Annotated in this window: 14 protein-coding genes and 4 pseudogenes; 10 read left to right on the top strand and 8 right to left on the bottom strand. The window is 68.0% G+C overall.

Annotated features, from left to right (window positions below):
* Nucleotides 1-1901 precede the first annotated feature (1901 nt).
* Both ACIHFB_RS45650 and ACIHFB_RS45645 read left to right on the top strand, forming a co-directional pair.
* Nucleotides 1902-2000 (top strand): annotated as a pseudogene (locus ACIHFB_RS45650) (IS630 family transposase); the annotation flags it as partial.
* A gap of 189 nt (nucleotides 2001-2189) precedes the next feature.
* Entirely contained in the window at nucleotides 2190-3419 is a 1230-nt protein-coding gene (locus ACIHFB_RS45645; RefSeq protein ID WP_400129985.1) for a GNAT family N-acetyltransferase, read from the top strand.
* A 304-nt stretch (nucleotides 3420-3723) separates the two neighbouring features.
* Here ACIHFB_RS45645 and ACIHFB_RS45640 read toward each other — a convergent pair whose 3' ends face one another.
* The gene (locus ACIHFB_RS45640; protein WP_106972557.1) at nucleotides 3724-4149 is read right to left on the bottom strand and encodes a MerR family transcriptional regulator; all 426 of its coding nucleotides are present in this window, start codon (nucleotides 4147-4149) and stop codon (nucleotides 3724-3726) included.
* A 70-nt stretch (nucleotides 4150-4219) separates the two neighbouring features.
* Here ACIHFB_RS45640 and ACIHFB_RS45635 point away from each other — a divergent pair, with 70 nt between their 5' ends.
* Together ACIHFB_RS45635 and ACIHFB_RS45630 are read left to right on the top strand one after the other, a co-directional pair.
* Nucleotides 4220-5470: an MFS transporter gene (locus ACIHFB_RS45635; protein WP_365287436.1), complete on the top strand. Its 1251-nt coding sequence runs from the start codon at nucleotides 4220-4222 to the stop codon at nucleotides 5468-5470.
* Nucleotides 5467-5739 (top strand): annotated as a pseudogene (locus ACIHFB_RS45630) (leucine zipper domain-containing protein); the annotation flags it as partial. The gene ACIHFB_RS45635 and the pseudogene ACIHFB_RS45630, both read left to right, overlap by 4 nt.
* A 754-nt stretch (nucleotides 5740-6493) precedes the next feature.
* On the opposite strand, the gene ACIHFB_RS45625 reads toward ACIHFB_RS45630, so the two are convergent.
* The 5 genes from ACIHFB_RS45625 to ACIHFB_RS45605 all read right to left on the bottom strand — a co-directional run bounded on the left by ACIHFB_RS45625 (nucleotide 6494) and on the right by ACIHFB_RS45605 (nucleotide 8741).
* Entirely contained in the window at nucleotides 6494-7366 is an 873-nt protein-coding gene (locus tag ACIHFB_RS45625; RefSeq protein WP_400129982.1) for an IS3 family transposase, read from the bottom strand.
* Complete coding sequence (locus ACIHFB_RS45620) at nucleotides 7363-7662, bottom strand: transposase (RefSeq protein WP_400129980.1); 300 nt, start codon at nucleotides 7660-7662, stop codon at nucleotides 7363-7365. The genes ACIHFB_RS45625 and ACIHFB_RS45620 overlap by 4 nt, the downstream gene beginning before the upstream one ends.
* A gap of 63 nt (nucleotides 7663-7725) precedes the next feature.
* A complete protein-coding gene (locus tag ACIHFB_RS45615; RefSeq protein WP_365287440.1) occupies nucleotides 7726-8142 on the bottom strand; it encodes a hypothetical protein in 417 nt (138 codons plus the stop codon).
* Nucleotides 8143-8321: 179 nt separating this feature from the next.
* Nucleotides 8322-8522, bottom strand: a complete 201-nt coding sequence (locus tag ACIHFB_RS45610; protein WP_365287442.1) for a hypothetical protein — start codon at nucleotides 8520-8522, stop codon at nucleotides 8322-8324.
* A gap of 30 nt (nucleotides 8523-8552) precedes the next feature.
* Nucleotides 8553-8741 carry a hypothetical protein gene (locus ACIHFB_RS45605; RefSeq protein ID WP_365287444.1) on the bottom strand — a complete coding sequence of 63 codons (189 nt, stop codon included), beginning with the start codon at nucleotides 8739-8741 and terminating at the stop codon, nucleotides 8553-8555.
* 141 nt (nucleotides 8742-8882) lie between these two features.
* Here ACIHFB_RS45605 and ACIHFB_RS45600 point away from each other — a divergent pair, with 141 nt between their 5' ends.
* The 5 genes and pseudogenes from ACIHFB_RS45600 to ACIHFB_RS45580 all read left to right on the top strand — a co-directional run bounded on the left by ACIHFB_RS45600 (nucleotide 8883) and on the right by ACIHFB_RS45580 (nucleotide 12169).
* Entirely contained in the window at nucleotides 8883-9767 is an 885-nt protein-coding gene (locus tag ACIHFB_RS45600; RefSeq protein ID WP_400129977.1) for a hypothetical protein, read from the top strand.
* A 14-nt stretch (nucleotides 9768-9781) separates the two neighbouring features.
* Nucleotides 9782-9931 (top strand): hypothetical protein, encoded by a 150-nt coding sequence (locus tag ACIHFB_RS45595; RefSeq protein WP_400129975.1) that lies wholly within the window; start codon nucleotides 9782-9784, stop codon nucleotides 9929-9931.
* A pseudogene (locus tag ACIHFB_RS45590) lies at nucleotides 9916-10427 on the top strand (GNAT family N-acetyltransferase). Before ACIHFB_RS45595 ends, ACIHFB_RS45590 begins: the two are co-directional and overlap by 16 nt.
* Nucleotides 10428-10725: 298 nt before the next feature.
* On the top strand, nucleotides 10726-11334 hold the full coding sequence (locus ACIHFB_RS45585; RefSeq protein ID WP_365287448.1) for a TetR/AcrR family transcriptional regulator: 609 nt from the start codon (nucleotides 10726-10728) through the stop codon (nucleotides 11332-11334).
* A gap of 73 nt (nucleotides 11335-11407) precedes the next feature.
* On the top strand, nucleotides 11408-12169 hold the full coding sequence (locus ACIHFB_RS45580) for an alpha/beta hydrolase (protein WP_365287450.1): 762 nt from the start codon (nucleotides 11408-11410) through the stop codon (nucleotides 12167-12169).
* A 173-nt stretch (nucleotides 12170-12342) separates the two neighbouring features.
* Here ACIHFB_RS45580 and ACIHFB_RS45575 read toward each other — a convergent pair.
* Both ACIHFB_RS45575 and ACIHFB_RS45570 read right to left on the bottom strand, forming a co-directional pair.
* A pseudogene (locus tag ACIHFB_RS45575) lies at nucleotides 12343-13578 on the bottom strand (IS701 family transposase).
* Nucleotides 13579-14026: 448 nt separating this feature from the next.
* Nucleotides 14027-14440 (bottom strand): winged helix-turn-helix transcriptional regulator, encoded by a 414-nt coding sequence (locus ACIHFB_RS45570; protein WP_400129973.1) that lies wholly within the window; start codon nucleotides 14438-14440, stop codon nucleotides 14027-14029.
* 101 nt (nucleotides 14441-14541) lie between these two features.
* On the opposite strand from ACIHFB_RS45570, the gene ACIHFB_RS45565 reads away from it, so the two are divergent.
* Nucleotides 14542-15393, top strand: coding sequence for an alpha/beta fold hydrolase (locus tag ACIHFB_RS45565; protein WP_400129970.1), 852 nt, complete (start codon nucleotides 14542-14544; stop codon nucleotides 15391-15393).
* Nucleotides 15394-15523 lie beyond the last annotated feature (130 nt).

Raw genomic sequence — 15523 nt, 5'->3', positions numbered from 1 at the left:
TGCAGCGATGACAGTGACCCCTCACCCATCGATGTCAGAGAGCAGCCTGACCCCGAACAGCACACACCCCGGACCCCGCTACTGACACACACACGGTGGAGGTGGCCTCGGCCAGCCAGCGCCACACGGTGCGTTCCGAGACGTCGAGGCACTGTGCTGCTAGTTGCACATGTCTGGTGGTGAGCTCGTTCCGGGAGCGGAGATCCAGCAAGTTCCGTACCGCTGGGCTCCTCAAGGCCCTCATGGAAGCATCGTCGAGGGCTGGCGCAGCAGGGTGTTGAGGGTCAGTGTGGCGGGAGGGATTGCGTTCCATGGTGTCCCCTTAGTTCCCGAACGGCTAGGCGCGTGGGTCAGGGATGAGGGCCTAGACGTGAGCAGGCCCAGGTCAGCAGCGCGCGATCCACGTGCTTGTCGGGATGGGGGCTGCAGGTGGCGTACAAGTGGGACGTGATCTTCGCCCAGGTGCGGAAGTTGCCTTGGGCGCATGTCTCGTCCGCATACGACAGATCGTCGTCGGTCGCGGTGTCCCAGAGCGGATGGAACAAGCGCAGCACCGTGGGGAGTTGGGAAACGTCCAAGCGGGAAACGTGCTGCCAGGTCAGTACCCGTGAGGCCAGCGCGGGAGCCCGGGCCAGGGTGCGGCACCGGCCCCGCACAGCACCAGTGACGTCTTGGTGGATGACGCGTCGACGAGCAGGCGGAGGTAATCGAGTTCGGGGCGGCGATCCGTTGGGCGTCATCGATGACCAGCACGCCTGGGGCTTTGAGGACGTCGACGAGCGCGCGGTCGGCGGCATCGGCCCGGTGAGTCAGGGACTGCGCGGGCAGGTCGAAGGCGGTGAGTAGCGCGGAGCGCAGCTGCGGCATGGCCGGTTTGACCGCCACCCGTGCCCACCGGACTGGTACACGTCGCGGCAGTCGGCGCAGAGCCTGGTAAAGGGCGATCGACTTCCCGTGGCCTGGATCGCTGTAGAGGCACATGACGCCTCGAGCGGCGATCGTGTGTGCTACCGCTTCCGTCACGGCGGCCAGTTGGCGCGTCGACACCAGATGCGCACCAGGTGCGTACAAGCGCACCCCATCCAGCAAGGCCGGAGTGGCTCTTTCCTCGGGCCTGTCACGGGTCTGGCTATCTGTCCTTGGCTCGGGCCCAGCGGCCCGGCCGGTTTCCTCGACCATCCCGGGCAATGCGAGTTCGGCCACCGCCCGGTCATACCAGCCGGGATCGACGTGCCCCCGCGCCGGCCGTGCCACCTGAAGTTCCCGGCCAGTCTTGAGGTCCTGTCGCACCACGCGCATCACCGTTGCCAGAGACGGCACGACCTGTCGATCGGCGTCCTTGGCCTCGACGCCCTGGTTGCCGACCATCCACCGGTGCAGGGCCGACACGTTCCCGCCCAACTCGGCCAGGCGAGTCCACAACGCAGCATCGAGCGTGAAACCCCCACGCCGCGGGGCTGCCTCCAGACGTCCCGAGGTACGAGCATCCGCTAGCCACCGCCACACAGTGTGTTCCGAGACCCCGGCAGCCTCAGCAGCAATACGGACGTGCACCCGCGAGGCACCAGGTCCCTCGTCCACGGCCAGCAGACGACGGACCACCGCCGGGCGCAGTACCACACACGCGGGTACGGGCTCGGTCGGCTGACTGGCCATAGGTAACCGTGGCTGACGTTTCGCCATACCCGCTAGCACACGCCTCAGCCCGGATCGCGTGCACAGGAAGAAGCAACTCCGCGACAGTAAACGGCTCTTGTGCTAGCCACTCCACAGCAGCGGCATGGTCATCCCGTAGCAGTCGCATCGATCAACCATGCGCACGTGCCGACCTGAGTAGATACACCAGCCGAAAGATCAACCCCACTGCCAGCAAATCTACTGACCCGACACCAGCAACTCACAACCCCGATGTCCTGGCCGTCCAGCGACGCGAACGCGTCCGCGTCCGCAGCGAGAAGGGCATCCGCTGGGGCGGACGCCCACTGCCCGTCACGGCCTGACGCCTGGCTCACGACCGCCGCCGAGCCCTGCCACCGCGACTCACCCCCGGGGCCGGGCTTGGACCGGGCTGTGCCGTGTCCGGCTGCGGGCCCGGCCGTAATTCGCTTGCCCTGGCTACGGGTTGACGCTGCACTGTGGCCCGACACCATGAGTCGTGGTGCCGGTATCCCGAGGAGGCAGCGGCAACAATGGAGATCCGTCCCACGACCGACAAGGATCTCGACGTCTTCGTCGACACAGTCCATGCCGCGTTCGGGCTCTTCCCGGAACCCCCGGTCGAGGGCGGCGGGCGCTGGTGGTCGGCGCTCGAAATGGACCGCTGTCTGCTCGCTCTGACGGCGGACGGGCGGCCTGTCGGCACCGCGGCCGCGCACTCCTTCGAGCTCACCCTGCCCGGTGAGACTCTCGTCTCGGCCGCCGGGGTGACCGCCGTCGGCGTTCTGCCCTCGCACCGGCGCCAGGGCGTGCTCAGCGCGATGATGCGGCATCAGCTCGCTGAGTTGCGGGCCGGCGGGGAGTTCCTTTCCGTGCTGCTGGCCTCTGAGGCTCCGATCTACGGCAGGTTCGGCTACGGACCGGCGACCTACACGGCGCAGCTGACGGTGGAGCGCCACAAGGCCGCCCTCGCCGTTCCCCGGGCACGCGGAGTGGCCGACGCACCAGCGGCCGGCTCGGATAACGGCTCGGTCGAGGTGCTGCGTCGGGCCGAGTGCGGCGAGATTCTGGAAGAGGTCTACGACCGGTACCGCCGCGCCCAGCCCGGCGCGCTGTCCCGTCCGCACCGCTGGTGGGCCTTGCGCGCGGGGCAGCCCCCGATCTCGCCGGCGCCGCGCTACGTCGCCGTCCGCCGGGACGCCGGCGGCGTCCCGGACGGGTACGCCAGCTACTCGGTCGAGTCCGGCACCCTGACGGTCGACGAGACCATCGCCACCGACGACGCCGTCTTCACGGCCCTGGCCCGGTTCGTACTCGGACACGATCTGGTCTCTCAGGTCGTGTTCAAGCACGTCCCGCCCGGGCACCCGCTGCGCTGGCAGTTCGCGGATTTCCGCGCCGGCGAGGTGAGCGGCGACATGGACTGGCTCTGGGTGCGGCTGCTGGACGTCCCGCGTGCTCTGACCGCGCGCGGCTGGTTCACGGACGGCGAACTCGTCCTCGACATCGACGACCCGTTCTTCGGCGAACACGGCCGCTACCTGCTGACCGTCCGGGACGGCAAGGCTGACTGCGTCCCCACGGACCGGAAGCCCGACCTGTCCATGGACGTGCGCGACCTGGGCTCCGTCTACCTCGGCGGCACCGCCCCGAGCACGCTCGTACGTGCCGGACACATCCAAGCCCACCGCCAAGGCGCGGCCACCCTCGCTGACTCCCTCTTCCGCGCCGACCGTCCCCCGCACTGCCTGCACTGGTTCTGACCGCGCGCTCGCCGACCCTGCACAAGTCTCGTCGGCCCATAGTCACCCGTCGGGGCGGATGCTGCCGACGGGCGAAGTGGCGAGTGGGTCCAGCCAGGAGCAGGGGCGAGGGCGGCCGGGCTGGAGCGGGCACACCGTCACGAACGGCCGGACAACCTCGCCTCCCCTGCGGCGGCTCGGCGAGGAACTGACCCACCACCGCTACCCCGTCCACGGGCGGGCAGCCCGGGAACGGATCGCCTACTGGCCACGCTGCCACGCCATGCCGGTGAACCTACGTGGTCACAGCACTAGCTGTTGCGGGTCATGACGTTGCTGACACCACCGACGGGGAGTTCGGTGTTCCGTGAGAGCTGCCAGGCGCCAGCGCTCGGCATTGTCCGACTTCAGTCAGGTACTCGCTCATCGCATCACGGTTGCGGATGAGTACGTCGATCCGCTCGGTGAGCCGGTCCCGCTCGGCGGCCAGCAAGGCCAGCATCTCCGGTGTTGCATCGGGAAAGTGGATCGATCGAGGTTTGTCCAGGCACGGAAGGATCTGCTTGATGATGCGAGTGGGGAGCCCAGCATCAAGCAGGCCACGGATTTGGTTGACCCGGTCCACGTAGCGGTCGTCATACTCCCGATACCCGTTCGCGCCCCGGTCCGGGACAATCAGCCCCTGCTCCTCGTAGTAGCGAAGTAGCCGACGGGAGGCACCCGTCAGTCGCGACAATTCACCGATCCTCACACCCGCCGAAGCTAGTCGGCGCACCTCGACTTGACCATCACATCTATGTGAAGGTTTCAAGATTCGGTCCATGACCACCACGTCTTCTGACACACAGTCTCGTTCGCGACAGGTCGGCCTGCCATGGTCGGCGCTGTTGGCACTGGGGACTGCCGTCTTCATCACGAGCTTGACGGAGACTCTGCCTGCCGGCGTGCTGCCCGAGATGTCGGCCTCACTGGGCACCAGTTCAGGTGCTACCGGCCAGGCCGTCACCGTCTATGCGGCTGGTACGGCGTTGACCGCGATCCCGCTCGCCACGGCGACAGCATCTGTTCCGCGGAAACCACTACTGCTCGGCGCCATGGCCGTCTTCCTGGTGGCCAACACGCTGACTGCAGTTGCACCGGGATACATCGTCCTACTTGCGGGCCGGTTCCTCGCCGGTGTGGCCGCGGGCCTGGCGTGGGCGATCCTCGCTGGCTACGCCCGTCGCATCGCACCTACCGGCTTGGAAGGCCGCGCCATCGCAGTGGCGATGACCGGCATCCCTGTGGCGTTGTCCTTGGGGGTTCCGGCCGGCACGCTGATCGGTGAACAAGTGGGGTGGCGGGCGGCGTTTGGCGCTGTCTCCCTGGTCACTCTTGCCGTCATCGGCTGGATCAGCGTGTCCGTCCCCGGCGTGGGGCAACCCGCCATTGAACAGGCTGACACCAACCGTTCGGACCCCGCACCAGAATCAGCGAAGTCGCCCCTGCGGCAGACCCTGGCGGTGCCCGGTGTCGCGGCGATCATGGTCACGGTCACGACGTTCGTTCTCGGGCACACGATCATCTATGCCTACATCGCTCCCTACCTACAGCACGCCGGGCTCGGGTCAGCGACCGACGCGGTTCTCCTTGTTTTCGGTCTCGCATGCCTGGTGAGCATTTGGTACGTCGGACGCCATGTCGACCGCCGGCCACGGGCTCTGATGATCACCGGCGCGGTGCTGTTCACTCTCGCCACCGCAGCTCTTGCGGTCACCACAACACACGCGATCGTTTGGGTCGCCGCTGTTCTTTGGGGCCTGGGGTGGGGCGGTGCCCCGACCTTGCTGCAAACCGCAGCCGGACAAGCCGGAGTGCGGCGCAGCAGCGCTGCCGCTGACACCGCGCAAGCCATCCTCGTCACCCTCTGGAACGCCGCAATGGCCCTTGGTGGCATCATCGGTGGTCTCCTGCTGCAAAGCTCGGGCGTCACCGTGGTCGCCATATCAGCCGCCGCCCTCGGGGCAGTCAGCCTGCTCATCGTCGCCGGGGCCCGACACCACGCATTCCGCAACACTCACGCCACGCCATGACACACGCCAACGCACCCCTGAGTGCTGAAGGACGCCGGCGTCTGGTCAAACGTTGCCACACTCGGCCCATCGCGCACGTCGCTGCAGAGATGGACATCTCCAGGGCGACCGCATCGGAGTGGGTCAATCGCCACCGCCACCACGGCGAGCTTGGGCTACACGACAAAAGCTCGACGCCACATCGCCAACCGACTGCGACCGAGCCCGACATGGTCGCGAGAATCGAAAAGATGCAGCGTACCGACACGTGGTCAGCGGCCCGCATAGCCCCCTGTACGCAGTCGTCGCACGTCCCGTACGAGCGCGTACAAGGCGCTGAGGAAGATCACAGCTCCAGCCGCGATCCATAGAGCCGATGCCCCCGAGCGGTACCCGCGAACAGCGCCAGCGAACAGCGCCGTGCTGGCAAGAACGCCGAAAGTCGAGATCAGAGCACTGACGCGGCTACTCACCCGGACATCACCACCAACAACCTCGGCCAGCGGGAATGATCCAAACGAATCGGCCTGACTACCGCGAGCCGGCCCACCCCTTGCCCTGCCTGATCGATCGGACACGCGCCTCGAGGACATCACCTGGCGGGAGGGCAGCAAGGGGTCAATGGCCTCGCCGTTTGCGGTGCTTGAGGTACAGCCGTCGGGCAAGGAAGCAACGCGAACCGCCCAGGAACACGCCGACGGACGCACCCGGCGGGACGGCGCGCTGCCCCTGCAGACACTGCTGGTCGAACAGCCGGAGGGATCGACGCAGCCCACCGGCTACTGGATGACCAATCTGCCCGCCACCACTCCCGTCGCCGATCTGGTCCGCATCGCCAAGATGCGCTGGCCGACCGAGCACAACTACCGCAAACTCAAACACGGCCTGGGCCTGGACCACTTCGAAGGCCCCACCTGGCACGGCTGGCACCACCACGTCACCCTCGTCACCGCCACCCAAGCCTTCCTCACCCTGCGGCGCTACGACCCAAAAGCCCACACGACTGAGCTTGTTCCGCTTTGGCGGACACCATTGGTGTGGTGGTCAGGCTGCGAGTGCGGTCTCGTATTCGGCGGGGCTGCGGTAGCCGAGGCTGCTGTGCAGTCGGTGCAAGTTGTACCAGCTCTCGATGAAGTCGAAGATCGCGGTGCGGGCGGCGGCCCGGCTGGGCCAGGTGGTGGTGTCGAACAACTCCCTTTTGATGGTGGCGAAGAACGACTCGGCGAGCGCGTTGTCCCAGCACTGTCCGGTGCGGCTGGCGGACAGGCGAACGCCGACCTCCGTTGCCAGGGTGGTGAATTGATGGCTGGTGTACTGACAGCCACGATCCGAGTGGAAGATCACCGGACGGGTGGGACGACGCTGTCGGCAGGCCGCTGTGAGGGCATCGGCGACCAGATCGGTTCGCAGGTGATCGGCCGTCGCCCAGCCGATTACCCGGCGGGAGGCGATGTCGATGACGGTGGCCACGTAGAGCCAGCCCTCCTCGGTCGGAACATAGGTGATGTCGCCGCACCAGCGGGTGTCGACACCGGCCGGGTCGGGACCGAACTGCCGCAGGACGAGGTCGGGCCGGGAGGCGGCACGGGGGTCGGGGACGGTGGTCAGGTGCCGTCGTCTGCGGTGGCGGCCCTCCAGGCCCGCCGCCCGCATCAGTCTGGCGACGCGGCGACGTCCGCAGAGGGCACCCTCGCGTTTGAGGATGGCGTGGATGCGTGGAGCGCCGTAGGTGCCGCGGGACTTGGCGTGGGCCTCGGCGATCTGCCCGGTCAGCTCGGCGTCACGGACCGCTCGCGGACCGGGCTTGGCGGTGCGGCGGGCGTAGAAGGCGGTTCGGGAGACCTGCAGCAGTTCACACGCGCGCTTGACGCTGTGACCGTCTCGCTTCTCCGCCTCGATGAACGGGTGGACCGTCACCGGGTCTCCTTCGCGAAGAAAGCCGTGGCCCGCTTGAGGATGTCGACGTCCTCCCGCAGCCGGCGGTTCTCCCGCCGCAATGCGGCCAGTTCCTCGCGCTCACTGCTGGTCAGCCCGTCGCGCTCGCCCGCATCGACTTCGGCCTGGCTGACCCACAGCCGCACCGCGGTCTCGGTCAGGTCGAAGTACTTGGCGATCTGACCGACCGAGCGGTCACCACGTCGGCACAGCTCGACGATCTCGACCTTGAACTCCGGTGTGAACGAACGGCGAGGGCGTGGCTTCTTCTTCCCCATGCTCTCCATGATGGACATCCTCCCGGGGCAGAACCCCTGATCTCGGATGTCCGTCAAAGCGGATCAAGCCCAGGCCTTGGGGCAGAGCGTCTTGCGGAGCCCGATGTTGAGATGTGCCCCGTCGTCATCGGTAAGCGTGATCCCGTTGTACGAGAACCGCTCAGCGGCGGTGTGGTCCGGGTTTGTCGCGCCTCCGTCGAGGGCTGAGCACTGGTTGCGTGCCGCGTCGATGGCCTTGTCCTCGTCGGCGGTGAGCTTGGCGTTGACGTCGAGGATGGCGGCGAGGACGGCGTCGCGCTTGGCGCCGGTGGGCTCGGCGGGGATGCCGACGGCCTTCTCAGTGACACTGGCGTCGGCGCTGGGCTGGCTGCTGCTCTCGGTGGTCTTGGGCTTGCTCTCGTCGTTGTCGCTGCTGCTACAGCCGACGAGGGTGATGGCGAGTGCGGCGATCAGGGCCGCAGTGGTGGTGCGGGTGCGCATGGTCCCCCCAGGTAGCGCTGGTGTGTCACGGGTGTGACGTGTGTGGGCTGGCGATGGTTGTGTTGTGACGCGACGAAGCCCCGACCGGGGGGACCAGGCCGGGGCTTCGTCGTGCGTTTGTGGTGCCGTTTGAGGGCACGATTGTTCACCGAGATCGATAGACGCTGTCTGACCTGCGGTCAAGCGGTCTTGCGTTCGGCTCGTTTGGCGGCGAGCGTTGCGACGTCGTGGGCGGCGTACCAGGGCTGTCGGGGTGTGCCGCCGGATCGGGGGAGCTGGCCTCGGTGGACGATGAGGCGGAGGCCGCCGAGGGTGACGCCGAGGAGGCGTGCGGTCTGGTGGGCGGTGAGGTGGCCGGGCCTCAGGTTGGTCGACTCCATGACCCCATGATGGGGCAGGCCGGAGGCGCTTCAGAAGTTGTGGACGTACACCGCAGCGACCGTTGTGGCGAGGCACAGGAGGACTACGCGGTGGTTCTTCCAACGGATGGCCAGTCCTACGGGTACGGCGAAGGCGGTCAGGAAGACGGTGGCTTGGAGGCCGATCAGGTTTTCGAAGATCGCCACAAGGAACGCGCACAGCACCGCGATGGCAGGCATGGACAGGCCGCCCCTCTCTCCATTGGTACGGCTATGCCCCTGCGGGTCCAAGACCATCCACCGGTTGGCTGGTGCTGACAGTTGAGGCAGGGTGGGAGGCTGCGATGGAGCTGTCGAGGTGCCTGTTTCCTGCCCCCCCTGGTGCCCGCCCCCTTGGTGCCCGCCTCCCTGGCTTCCCTGGACCCCTCAGTGCACCGCCGCCGTTTCGTCGGGGCGGCCACCGGCACAGCCGCCGCCGTCGCCGTGCCCCTCGTCAGTGCAGGCTCCCGCCCGTCCCACGTCGGCACCTCCGACGTCATCCGGCTCCGTGACCACGTCGAGAACCTCGTCGACCTGGACGCGGAACGCGGCGGGCACACCGCGCTCGAACGGGCTGCCCTCGCTGGAGCCTCTGAAGCCCTCGGCCTCCAGAAGCGATCCACCACACAGCGCGTCCGGCAACGTCTGTTCGCCCTCGCCTCGGACTTCACCGCGACCGCCGCGTGGTCCCTGATCGACGCCGGGTTGCTCGACAACTCTGGCCGACACCTCGACCGCGCGCTGACCCTCGCAGGAATGGCCCAGGATCCCGAAATGACCATGCAGGTCTGGAATCTGCGGGCCATGCTCGCCAGGCAGCGCGCAGAGTACGCCGAAGCGGTCGCCGCCGCCCAGGCTGCCCAGGCGACAACCGCGGTCCGCCGCAGCCCCATGCATGCCTCCCTCGCCCACGCCCGGACCGCTATCGGTCTCGCTCACTCCGGGGAACACCGCGCGGCCCTGCGCTCCCTCGACCGTGCCGAGGACGCGATGGGCAAGGCCGACATGTCGGTCCCGCTGCCTATCTGGATGGCCTTCTACGGACCCGCCGAGCTGCACTCAATCACCGCCATCGTGCGGGACGTCGTCGGGCACCCGGCGGAAGCTGAGGCCGCCTCTACCGGGCGCTCGCCTCCCTGCCCGAGGCATACCGCCGCAACCGCGCAAACACCACCGTCCGCCTCGCCCTCGCCCAGCTCCATCAAGGCGACGTCGAGCAGGCAGTAGCCACCAGCGGCGACGTGTTCGACATCATGGCCGGCGACTCGATCCCCGGCCGCATGCGTCAAGCCCTCGGCAGCTTCCAACGCGATCTGATCACCCTGGCTCCCTCCGCGCACATCGCACACGAGTGGATCGACCGCTACCGCACCGAATGGGGCACCCCTTGACCAAGGCAGCCATCGAACTCCGCCACTACGGACACGACGATCTACCGCACATCCGACAGACCCTGTTGAATGTGCACGCGGACGCCTACGCGGATTCCCCTGGTTCGTCGACCACTGGGGCGGAAACCCCGGCTTCGCCTGCGTCATCGGCTACGACGACGCCGAACCAGTCGGCTTCGCCTACGGCGCCCCAGCCAACCCGGGCCGTGAGTGGTGGCGCGAGCACGTGAGCCCAACGCCAGCAGATGACTCGACGTTCTCCGTGTCCGAACTGATGGTGCGCCCGAAATGGCGTAAGACCGGCACAGCCGAGCGACTGCACAAGGCCCTGCTGGAGAGCCGACCGGAAGCCCTCGCCGTCCTCCTCGTCGACCCCCACCACCCCAAAGTGCAATCCCTGTACGAAACGTGGGACTACCGAACGATCGGAAACCGCCAGCCCTTCCCCGACTCCCCCAACTTCACCGTCATGCTCCGAAAACTCCGCCCTGCCTGATGGCAACCCCCGCCGAACCCATGGGCGGGGCGTGACACCGAACCAGGTCAGCCGCAGCCACATCGTGCCACGGGCGATGACCTGGCGGACAAGCCCCGTAGCGATGTCACTTACGTCCGCTACAACGGCGATCTGCGGATCCGCGCTCACCCGGTGAAACAGCTTGGTCCACGGCCCTGTCAGAACGCAGAAGGCGGCGTGGCCGGCAAACGGCATCGAGGTCAGACGGCGGGAGACCTGCGGGAAGACGCTGTGGCACACTTCGTTGACCAAGGGGCCGGCCAGGAGGGTATGACGCATGACCGATCGGCTGGCCAGGCGAACGCAGGAGCAACGACGCGCCGAGACCGAACGGCGCGTGCTGGATGCGGCGATGGCGCTCATCGCGCGCAGCGGGTCGCGAGCCGTCACGCTCGCCGAGGTCGGGGAAGCCGCCGGGTACAGCCGCGGCATCGTCTACCACCATTTCGGCAGCCGGGAACGGCTGTTGGAAGCCGTGGTCGACGAGGCGCAGCGGTTCGACGTCCCCGCCTACCAGGGAGACGGCCTGGACCACCTGGTGCGGATCATCGAGGCGTACCTGCGCAACGTCGTGCGGCGGACACCGTCGGCGCGCGCGTTCCTGCAACTGTGGGGCGAGGCGATCGCGGCCGACCCCGTGTTGGCTCCGCTGTTCGCCCGCCGGGACGCCGACTTCCGGCAGCTCCTGGCGAACGTGGTCCGCCAGGGCGTCGCCGACGGGTCCATCCGACCCGACACGAACCCGGCCGCGGCCGCCGTGCTGATCGTCGCCCTGGTCCGCGGGACCGGGCTGCAACTCATCGCCCAACCTCCGGTTCGCAACGTCCCCGCCCTCATCCGGGAGGCGACGCGCTCGGCACGCGCGGCATTCGCTGTCACGCCGTAGCTTCCAGCAGTGATCTCCTGTACCAAGCGCTGCTACACTTACTTGCATACATGCACGCAAATAAGGAGTGCTGATGCCTGTTCCTCTGGTACTCGTACACGGCAATCCGGAGAGCGCCGGCGTGTGGGGACCGCTGATCGCCGCGCTCGGCCGGGACGACGCGGTGTCACTGTCCCCGCCCGGCTTCGGGGTGCCCGCGTCGAACGACTTCTCCGCCACCGTCGAGGGCTACCGTGACTGGCTCGCTGCGCGGCTGGAGCAGTTCCGGGAACCCGTCGATCTCGTCGGCCACGACTGGGGTGGCGCGCACGTCGCCCAGATCGCGATGACCCGCCCGGATCTGATCCGCAGTTGGGCATCGGACGCACTCGGCCTCTTCGACCCGGACTATGTCTGGCACGCGCGGGCCCAGGTGTGGCAACAGGAAGGGGCAGGCGAGGCCTCGGTGAAGGAAATCTTCGGCGGCACGCTGACGCAGCGGCTGGAGGTCGTCGGGGCGCTCGGGATGACCGGCCCGGCCGCGGAACGCGTGGCCGCCGGGATGGACGACGGCATGGGGCGGGCGGTGCTCTCGCTTCTGCGGTCGGCCGTCCAGCCGGTGATGGCCGACGCGGGCCGCGGCCTCGCGAAGGCTCGACAGCGGCCCGGCCTTGCCCTGGTCGCCCTCGCGGACACCGACCAGGCCAGTGGAACGCCTGCGCAGCACCGGTCCGCAGGCGAGGCCGCCGGTGCCGAGATCGCCGAACTCGCCGATGCCGGGCACTGGTGGCCGGTGACGAACCCGCACCCGGCGGCGCGCGCCCTGACCGCGTTCTGGTCCCGTCTGGACGGTTAGTACTCCAGCAGCGCTTCGCTATCTGGCCTGGTCAAAGGCATCGTCGGGAGTGTAGTTGGCTGACGGAATGTCAGGGGCGGTCTTGCCGGACCGCCCCTCCAACGAGTGGCACCGTCGCCGGTAGTGGCAGTGCCTGGCGACGGCCTGACGTCTGCGCCGCCAGCGTGACCAGCTCATTGCGTGGATGCGAAGTGGCGTGCGGGGCTGGCGTGCGGGGCCAGTTGCCAGGAGCCGGCGGACTTCCGCCACGGTGAGCGGAACCAGGGTGGAACCGTTTCTGCATCCCCCTTTGCGGCCGCCTGCGCCGCTGTGACCGCGAGAAAGGAGTGCGCGAGGATGGCCAGGGTGACGTGCCGCATCCAGCCGACGTAACGGCGGACCTCGTACTGATCCAGGCCGCACTCGTTCTTCGCGGCCTGGAAGCACTCCTCGATCGCCCACCGGCGCCCGGCAACGCACACGAGCTGGTCGACGCCGGTGCCCGCCGGGGCATAGCCGAGGTAGTAGGCGATCTCATCGGGTCTGCTGATGCTGCGCCGGGCCAGTGCCCAGCGGTGACGGGTGGGGCGCTCGCCGTCGAAGTCCTCGATCACGGGGAGTTGGACGGCTGCCCAGTGATAGACGCGCGGGCCCTTGGCGCCGTCGCCGCACCAGCGTTTCTCCCATGCCTCATCCAGTGCCTGGGTGAAGAGGTGGTCGATGCGTCCAAAGCGCGGTACCTGCTGGGATTTCGGGACGGCGAGGACGTAGCCGATGGCGGTTTCTTCCAGCATCCGGCGAAAGCGCCGTTCCTGGCCGTAGGCGGCATCGGCGGTCACTCAAGCGATTGGCAGCGGTGAGGCGAGTGCGCGCAGCACCATTGCCCTGGCCAGCTCTGGTTTGGTAGCGAAGATCTTCTCGTCGGGGATCTTGGCGGCGCGGCAGCGTTCGCGGTCGTCCGTCCAGGACTTGGGCAGATACAGCTCGCGGTCCACCAAGGCCCGGCCGAGGGAGGTGGCATAGACGGCGAAGACACCGATCTGGCAGTTCTCGGTGCGGCCGGCGGTGCCGGAGTACTGGCGCTGCACACCGGCAGAGGTGGTGCCTTTCTTGACGAAGCCGGTGGCGTCGAGGATGAGTACCCCATCGTCCTCACCGAGCTTCACGGCGACATATGTCTGCAGGTCGTCGCGGACGGCGTCGGCACTCCAGGTGGCCGCGTTCAGTAGCCGCTGCAGGCCGTCGGGGGTGCGGTGGCCGGCGTGTTCGGCCAGTTGCCAGCCGTTTTTGCGTCCGACCGGGCCGAGCAGCGCGCGGACGTAGTCACGCATGCGGCGTCGCAGGTCGGCGCGGCCGAAACGGTGGCCGATGCGCAGGAAGAGGTCGTCGAGTTCACGGTCCCAGGTCGCGTCGGCAAGGTCGTCGATCACGCGGTGAGACTGCCCTCGTCACAGTTCGGGCATTGCTCGGTGCCACTCGTTGGAGGGGCGGTCCGGCAAGACCGCCCCTGACATTCCGTCAGCCAACTACACTCCCGACGATGCCTTTGACCAGGCCAGATAGCGAAGCGCTGCTGGAGTACTAGGCCAATCCAGCGCTCTACACCATCGTCATAGCCCGCCTACGCTGGGACACTCGCACCCATTCCTACGTGGAACGACGCGTCACCGAGGGCAAAACGCGAGGCCATCCGATGCCTCAAACGCAACGTCGCCCGCGAGATCTACCAAGCCCTTCTCACGTCCAGAAGGCAATCTCCGCCACCCGTCGCCGCCGGTTGACATCCGTAGGGGCATCAAGCTCGCGGTCCGCTACGAGGCGACCGTTCTTGTCGCGGCCATCAACGAGTGGCTGTGACCAGCACATTCGATCCACGCCCTAGTTGGGGGGTGACTCGTCGGCGAGCTGGTTGCTGCGGTCGATCTCCGGCATGTGTGTCTCGGCCCAGACCCGCAGGGCGGAGAGCGGCCCTTCGAGGGACAGGCCGAGCTCGGTGAGCCGGTAGTGGACGGCGGGTGGCACGGTGGGTTCCACTCGGCGCGCGACCAGGCCGTCGCGGACGAGGCTCTGCAGGGTGACGGACAGCATCTTCTGTGAGATGCCGGGGATGCGGCGCCGCAGTTCCGCGAAACGGAGCTCGTCCGGCGCCTCCTCGGCCAGCACCTTGACCGCCATCGACGTCCACTTAGTGCCGATACGGTCGAGCAACTGGCGGGTCGGGCAGAGCGGATTCAGCAAATCACCCCGCTCACCGGGCCGCCGACTGGGTTCGCCGGGCCTCGATGTGGTCACTCAGGGCTCACCACCTGAAGGGAAAGTGCCGTCTTGGAGGAACCAAGATAGTTCCTTAGCGTGACGTAGTCACTATTCCTCACCACATCTGGAGCCTCTCCATGCCCGAGCTGCGGCGCATCTCCGTCAACGGTGTCGAACTGAACGTCGCCCTCGCCGGATCGGGCCCGGCCGTCCTGCTGCTACACGGTTTCCCGCACACCTGGGAGCTGTGGACGGACGTCATGGCCGACCTGTCCGGCCGCTACCGCGTCATCGCGCCGGACCTGCGCGGGTTCGGCGCGAGCAGCCGGGCCGCCTCCGGGTACGACGCGGGCACCCTGGCCGAGGACGCCGCGGCGCTTCTCACCACACTCGGCGTGTCCCCAGCCGCCGTGGTGGGCATCGACGCGGGTACCGCGCCGGCCTTCCTCCTCGCCCTGCGTCGCCCCGGTCTCGTCCGGCGTCTGGTCGTCATGGAGTCCCTTCTGGGCAGGCTGCCTGGCGCAGAGGACTTCCTGGCCGACGGGCCGCCGTGGTGGTTCGGCTTCCATTCCGCCGCGCCCGGCCTTGCCGAGACCGTGCTGGAGGGCCACGAGGCCGCCTACGTCGACTGGTTTCTGCGCGCCGGCACGCTCGGCGACGGGGTGCGCCCTATTCTCCGGGACGCCTTCGTCCGCGCATACACCGGCCGCCAGGCGTTGAGCCGCGCGTTCTCGTACTACCGGGCGCTGCCCGAGAGCGCGGTACAGATCGAGCAGGCAGTCGCCACTACCCGCCTGACGGTGCCGACGATGGCGTTGGGCGCCCGGCCCGTCGGTGCTGCGCTGGAACGCCAGCTCCGCCCGGTCACCGACGATCTCACCGGACACATCATCGAAGACTGCGGCCACATCATCCCGCTGCACCGCCCGCGCGCCCTGCTCACGCTGCTGCATCCATTCCTGGCCGGTGAGGACCCGAAAGCAGCGTGACCGGGGGCCGGGGGCTGACTTTCGATACACGCCCTACGACCTCGTGCACGGTTGGCCGTGGCATGTCGAGGTGTGTGGTGTTGTCGGTGTTTACGCTCGACAGACATGTCCGAGGGTGGCGGTCTGCTGG

Origin of the sequence: Streptomyces sp. NPDC051963 (assembly GCF_044593495.1) — a bacterium.
Classification (GTDB): Bacteria; Actinomycetota; Actinomycetes; order Streptomycetales; family Streptomycetaceae; genus Streptomyces.
Note: the sequence above shows the minus strand (reverse complement) of the source record. Positions and strands in the feature narration are given on the sequence as shown.

Bases quoted from the DNA above. Each gene is read 5' to 3' on its own strand.
- ACIHFB_RS45645 (WP_400129985.1), top strand. From the start codon at position 2,190: ATGGAGATCCGTCCCACGACCGACAAGGATCTCGACGTCTTCGTCGAC.
- ACIHFB_RS45635 (WP_365287436.1), top strand. From the start codon at position 4,220: ATGACCACCACGTCTTCTGACACACAGTCTCGTTCGCGACAGGTCGGC.
- ACIHFB_RS45620 (WP_400129980.1), bottom strand. From the start codon at position 7,662: ATGGGGAAGAAGAAGCCACGCCCTCGCCGTTCGTTCACACCGGAGTTC.
- ACIHFB_RS45615 (WP_365287440.1), bottom strand. From the start codon at position 8,142: ATGCGCACCCGCACCACCACTGCGGCCCTGATCGCCGCACTCGCCATC.
- ACIHFB_RS45610 (WP_365287442.1), bottom strand. From the start codon at position 8,522: ATGGAGTCGACCAACCTGAGGCCCGGCCACCTCACCGCCCACCAGACC.
- ACIHFB_RS45605 (WP_365287444.1), bottom strand. From the start codon at position 8,741: ATGCCTGCCATCGCGGTGCTGTGCGCGTTCCTTGTGGCGATCTTCGAA.
- ACIHFB_RS45585 (WP_365287448.1), top strand. From the start codon at position 10,726: ATGACCGATCGGCTGGCCAGGCGAACGCAGGAGCAACGACGCGCCGAG.
- ACIHFB_RS45580 (WP_365287450.1), top strand. From the start codon at position 11,408: ATGCCTGTTCCTCTGGTACTCGTACACGGCAATCCGGAGAGCGCCGGC.
- ACIHFB_RS45565 (WP_400129970.1), top strand. From the start codon at position 14,542: ATGCCCGAGCTGCGGCGCATCTCCGTCAACGGTGTCGAACTGAACGTC.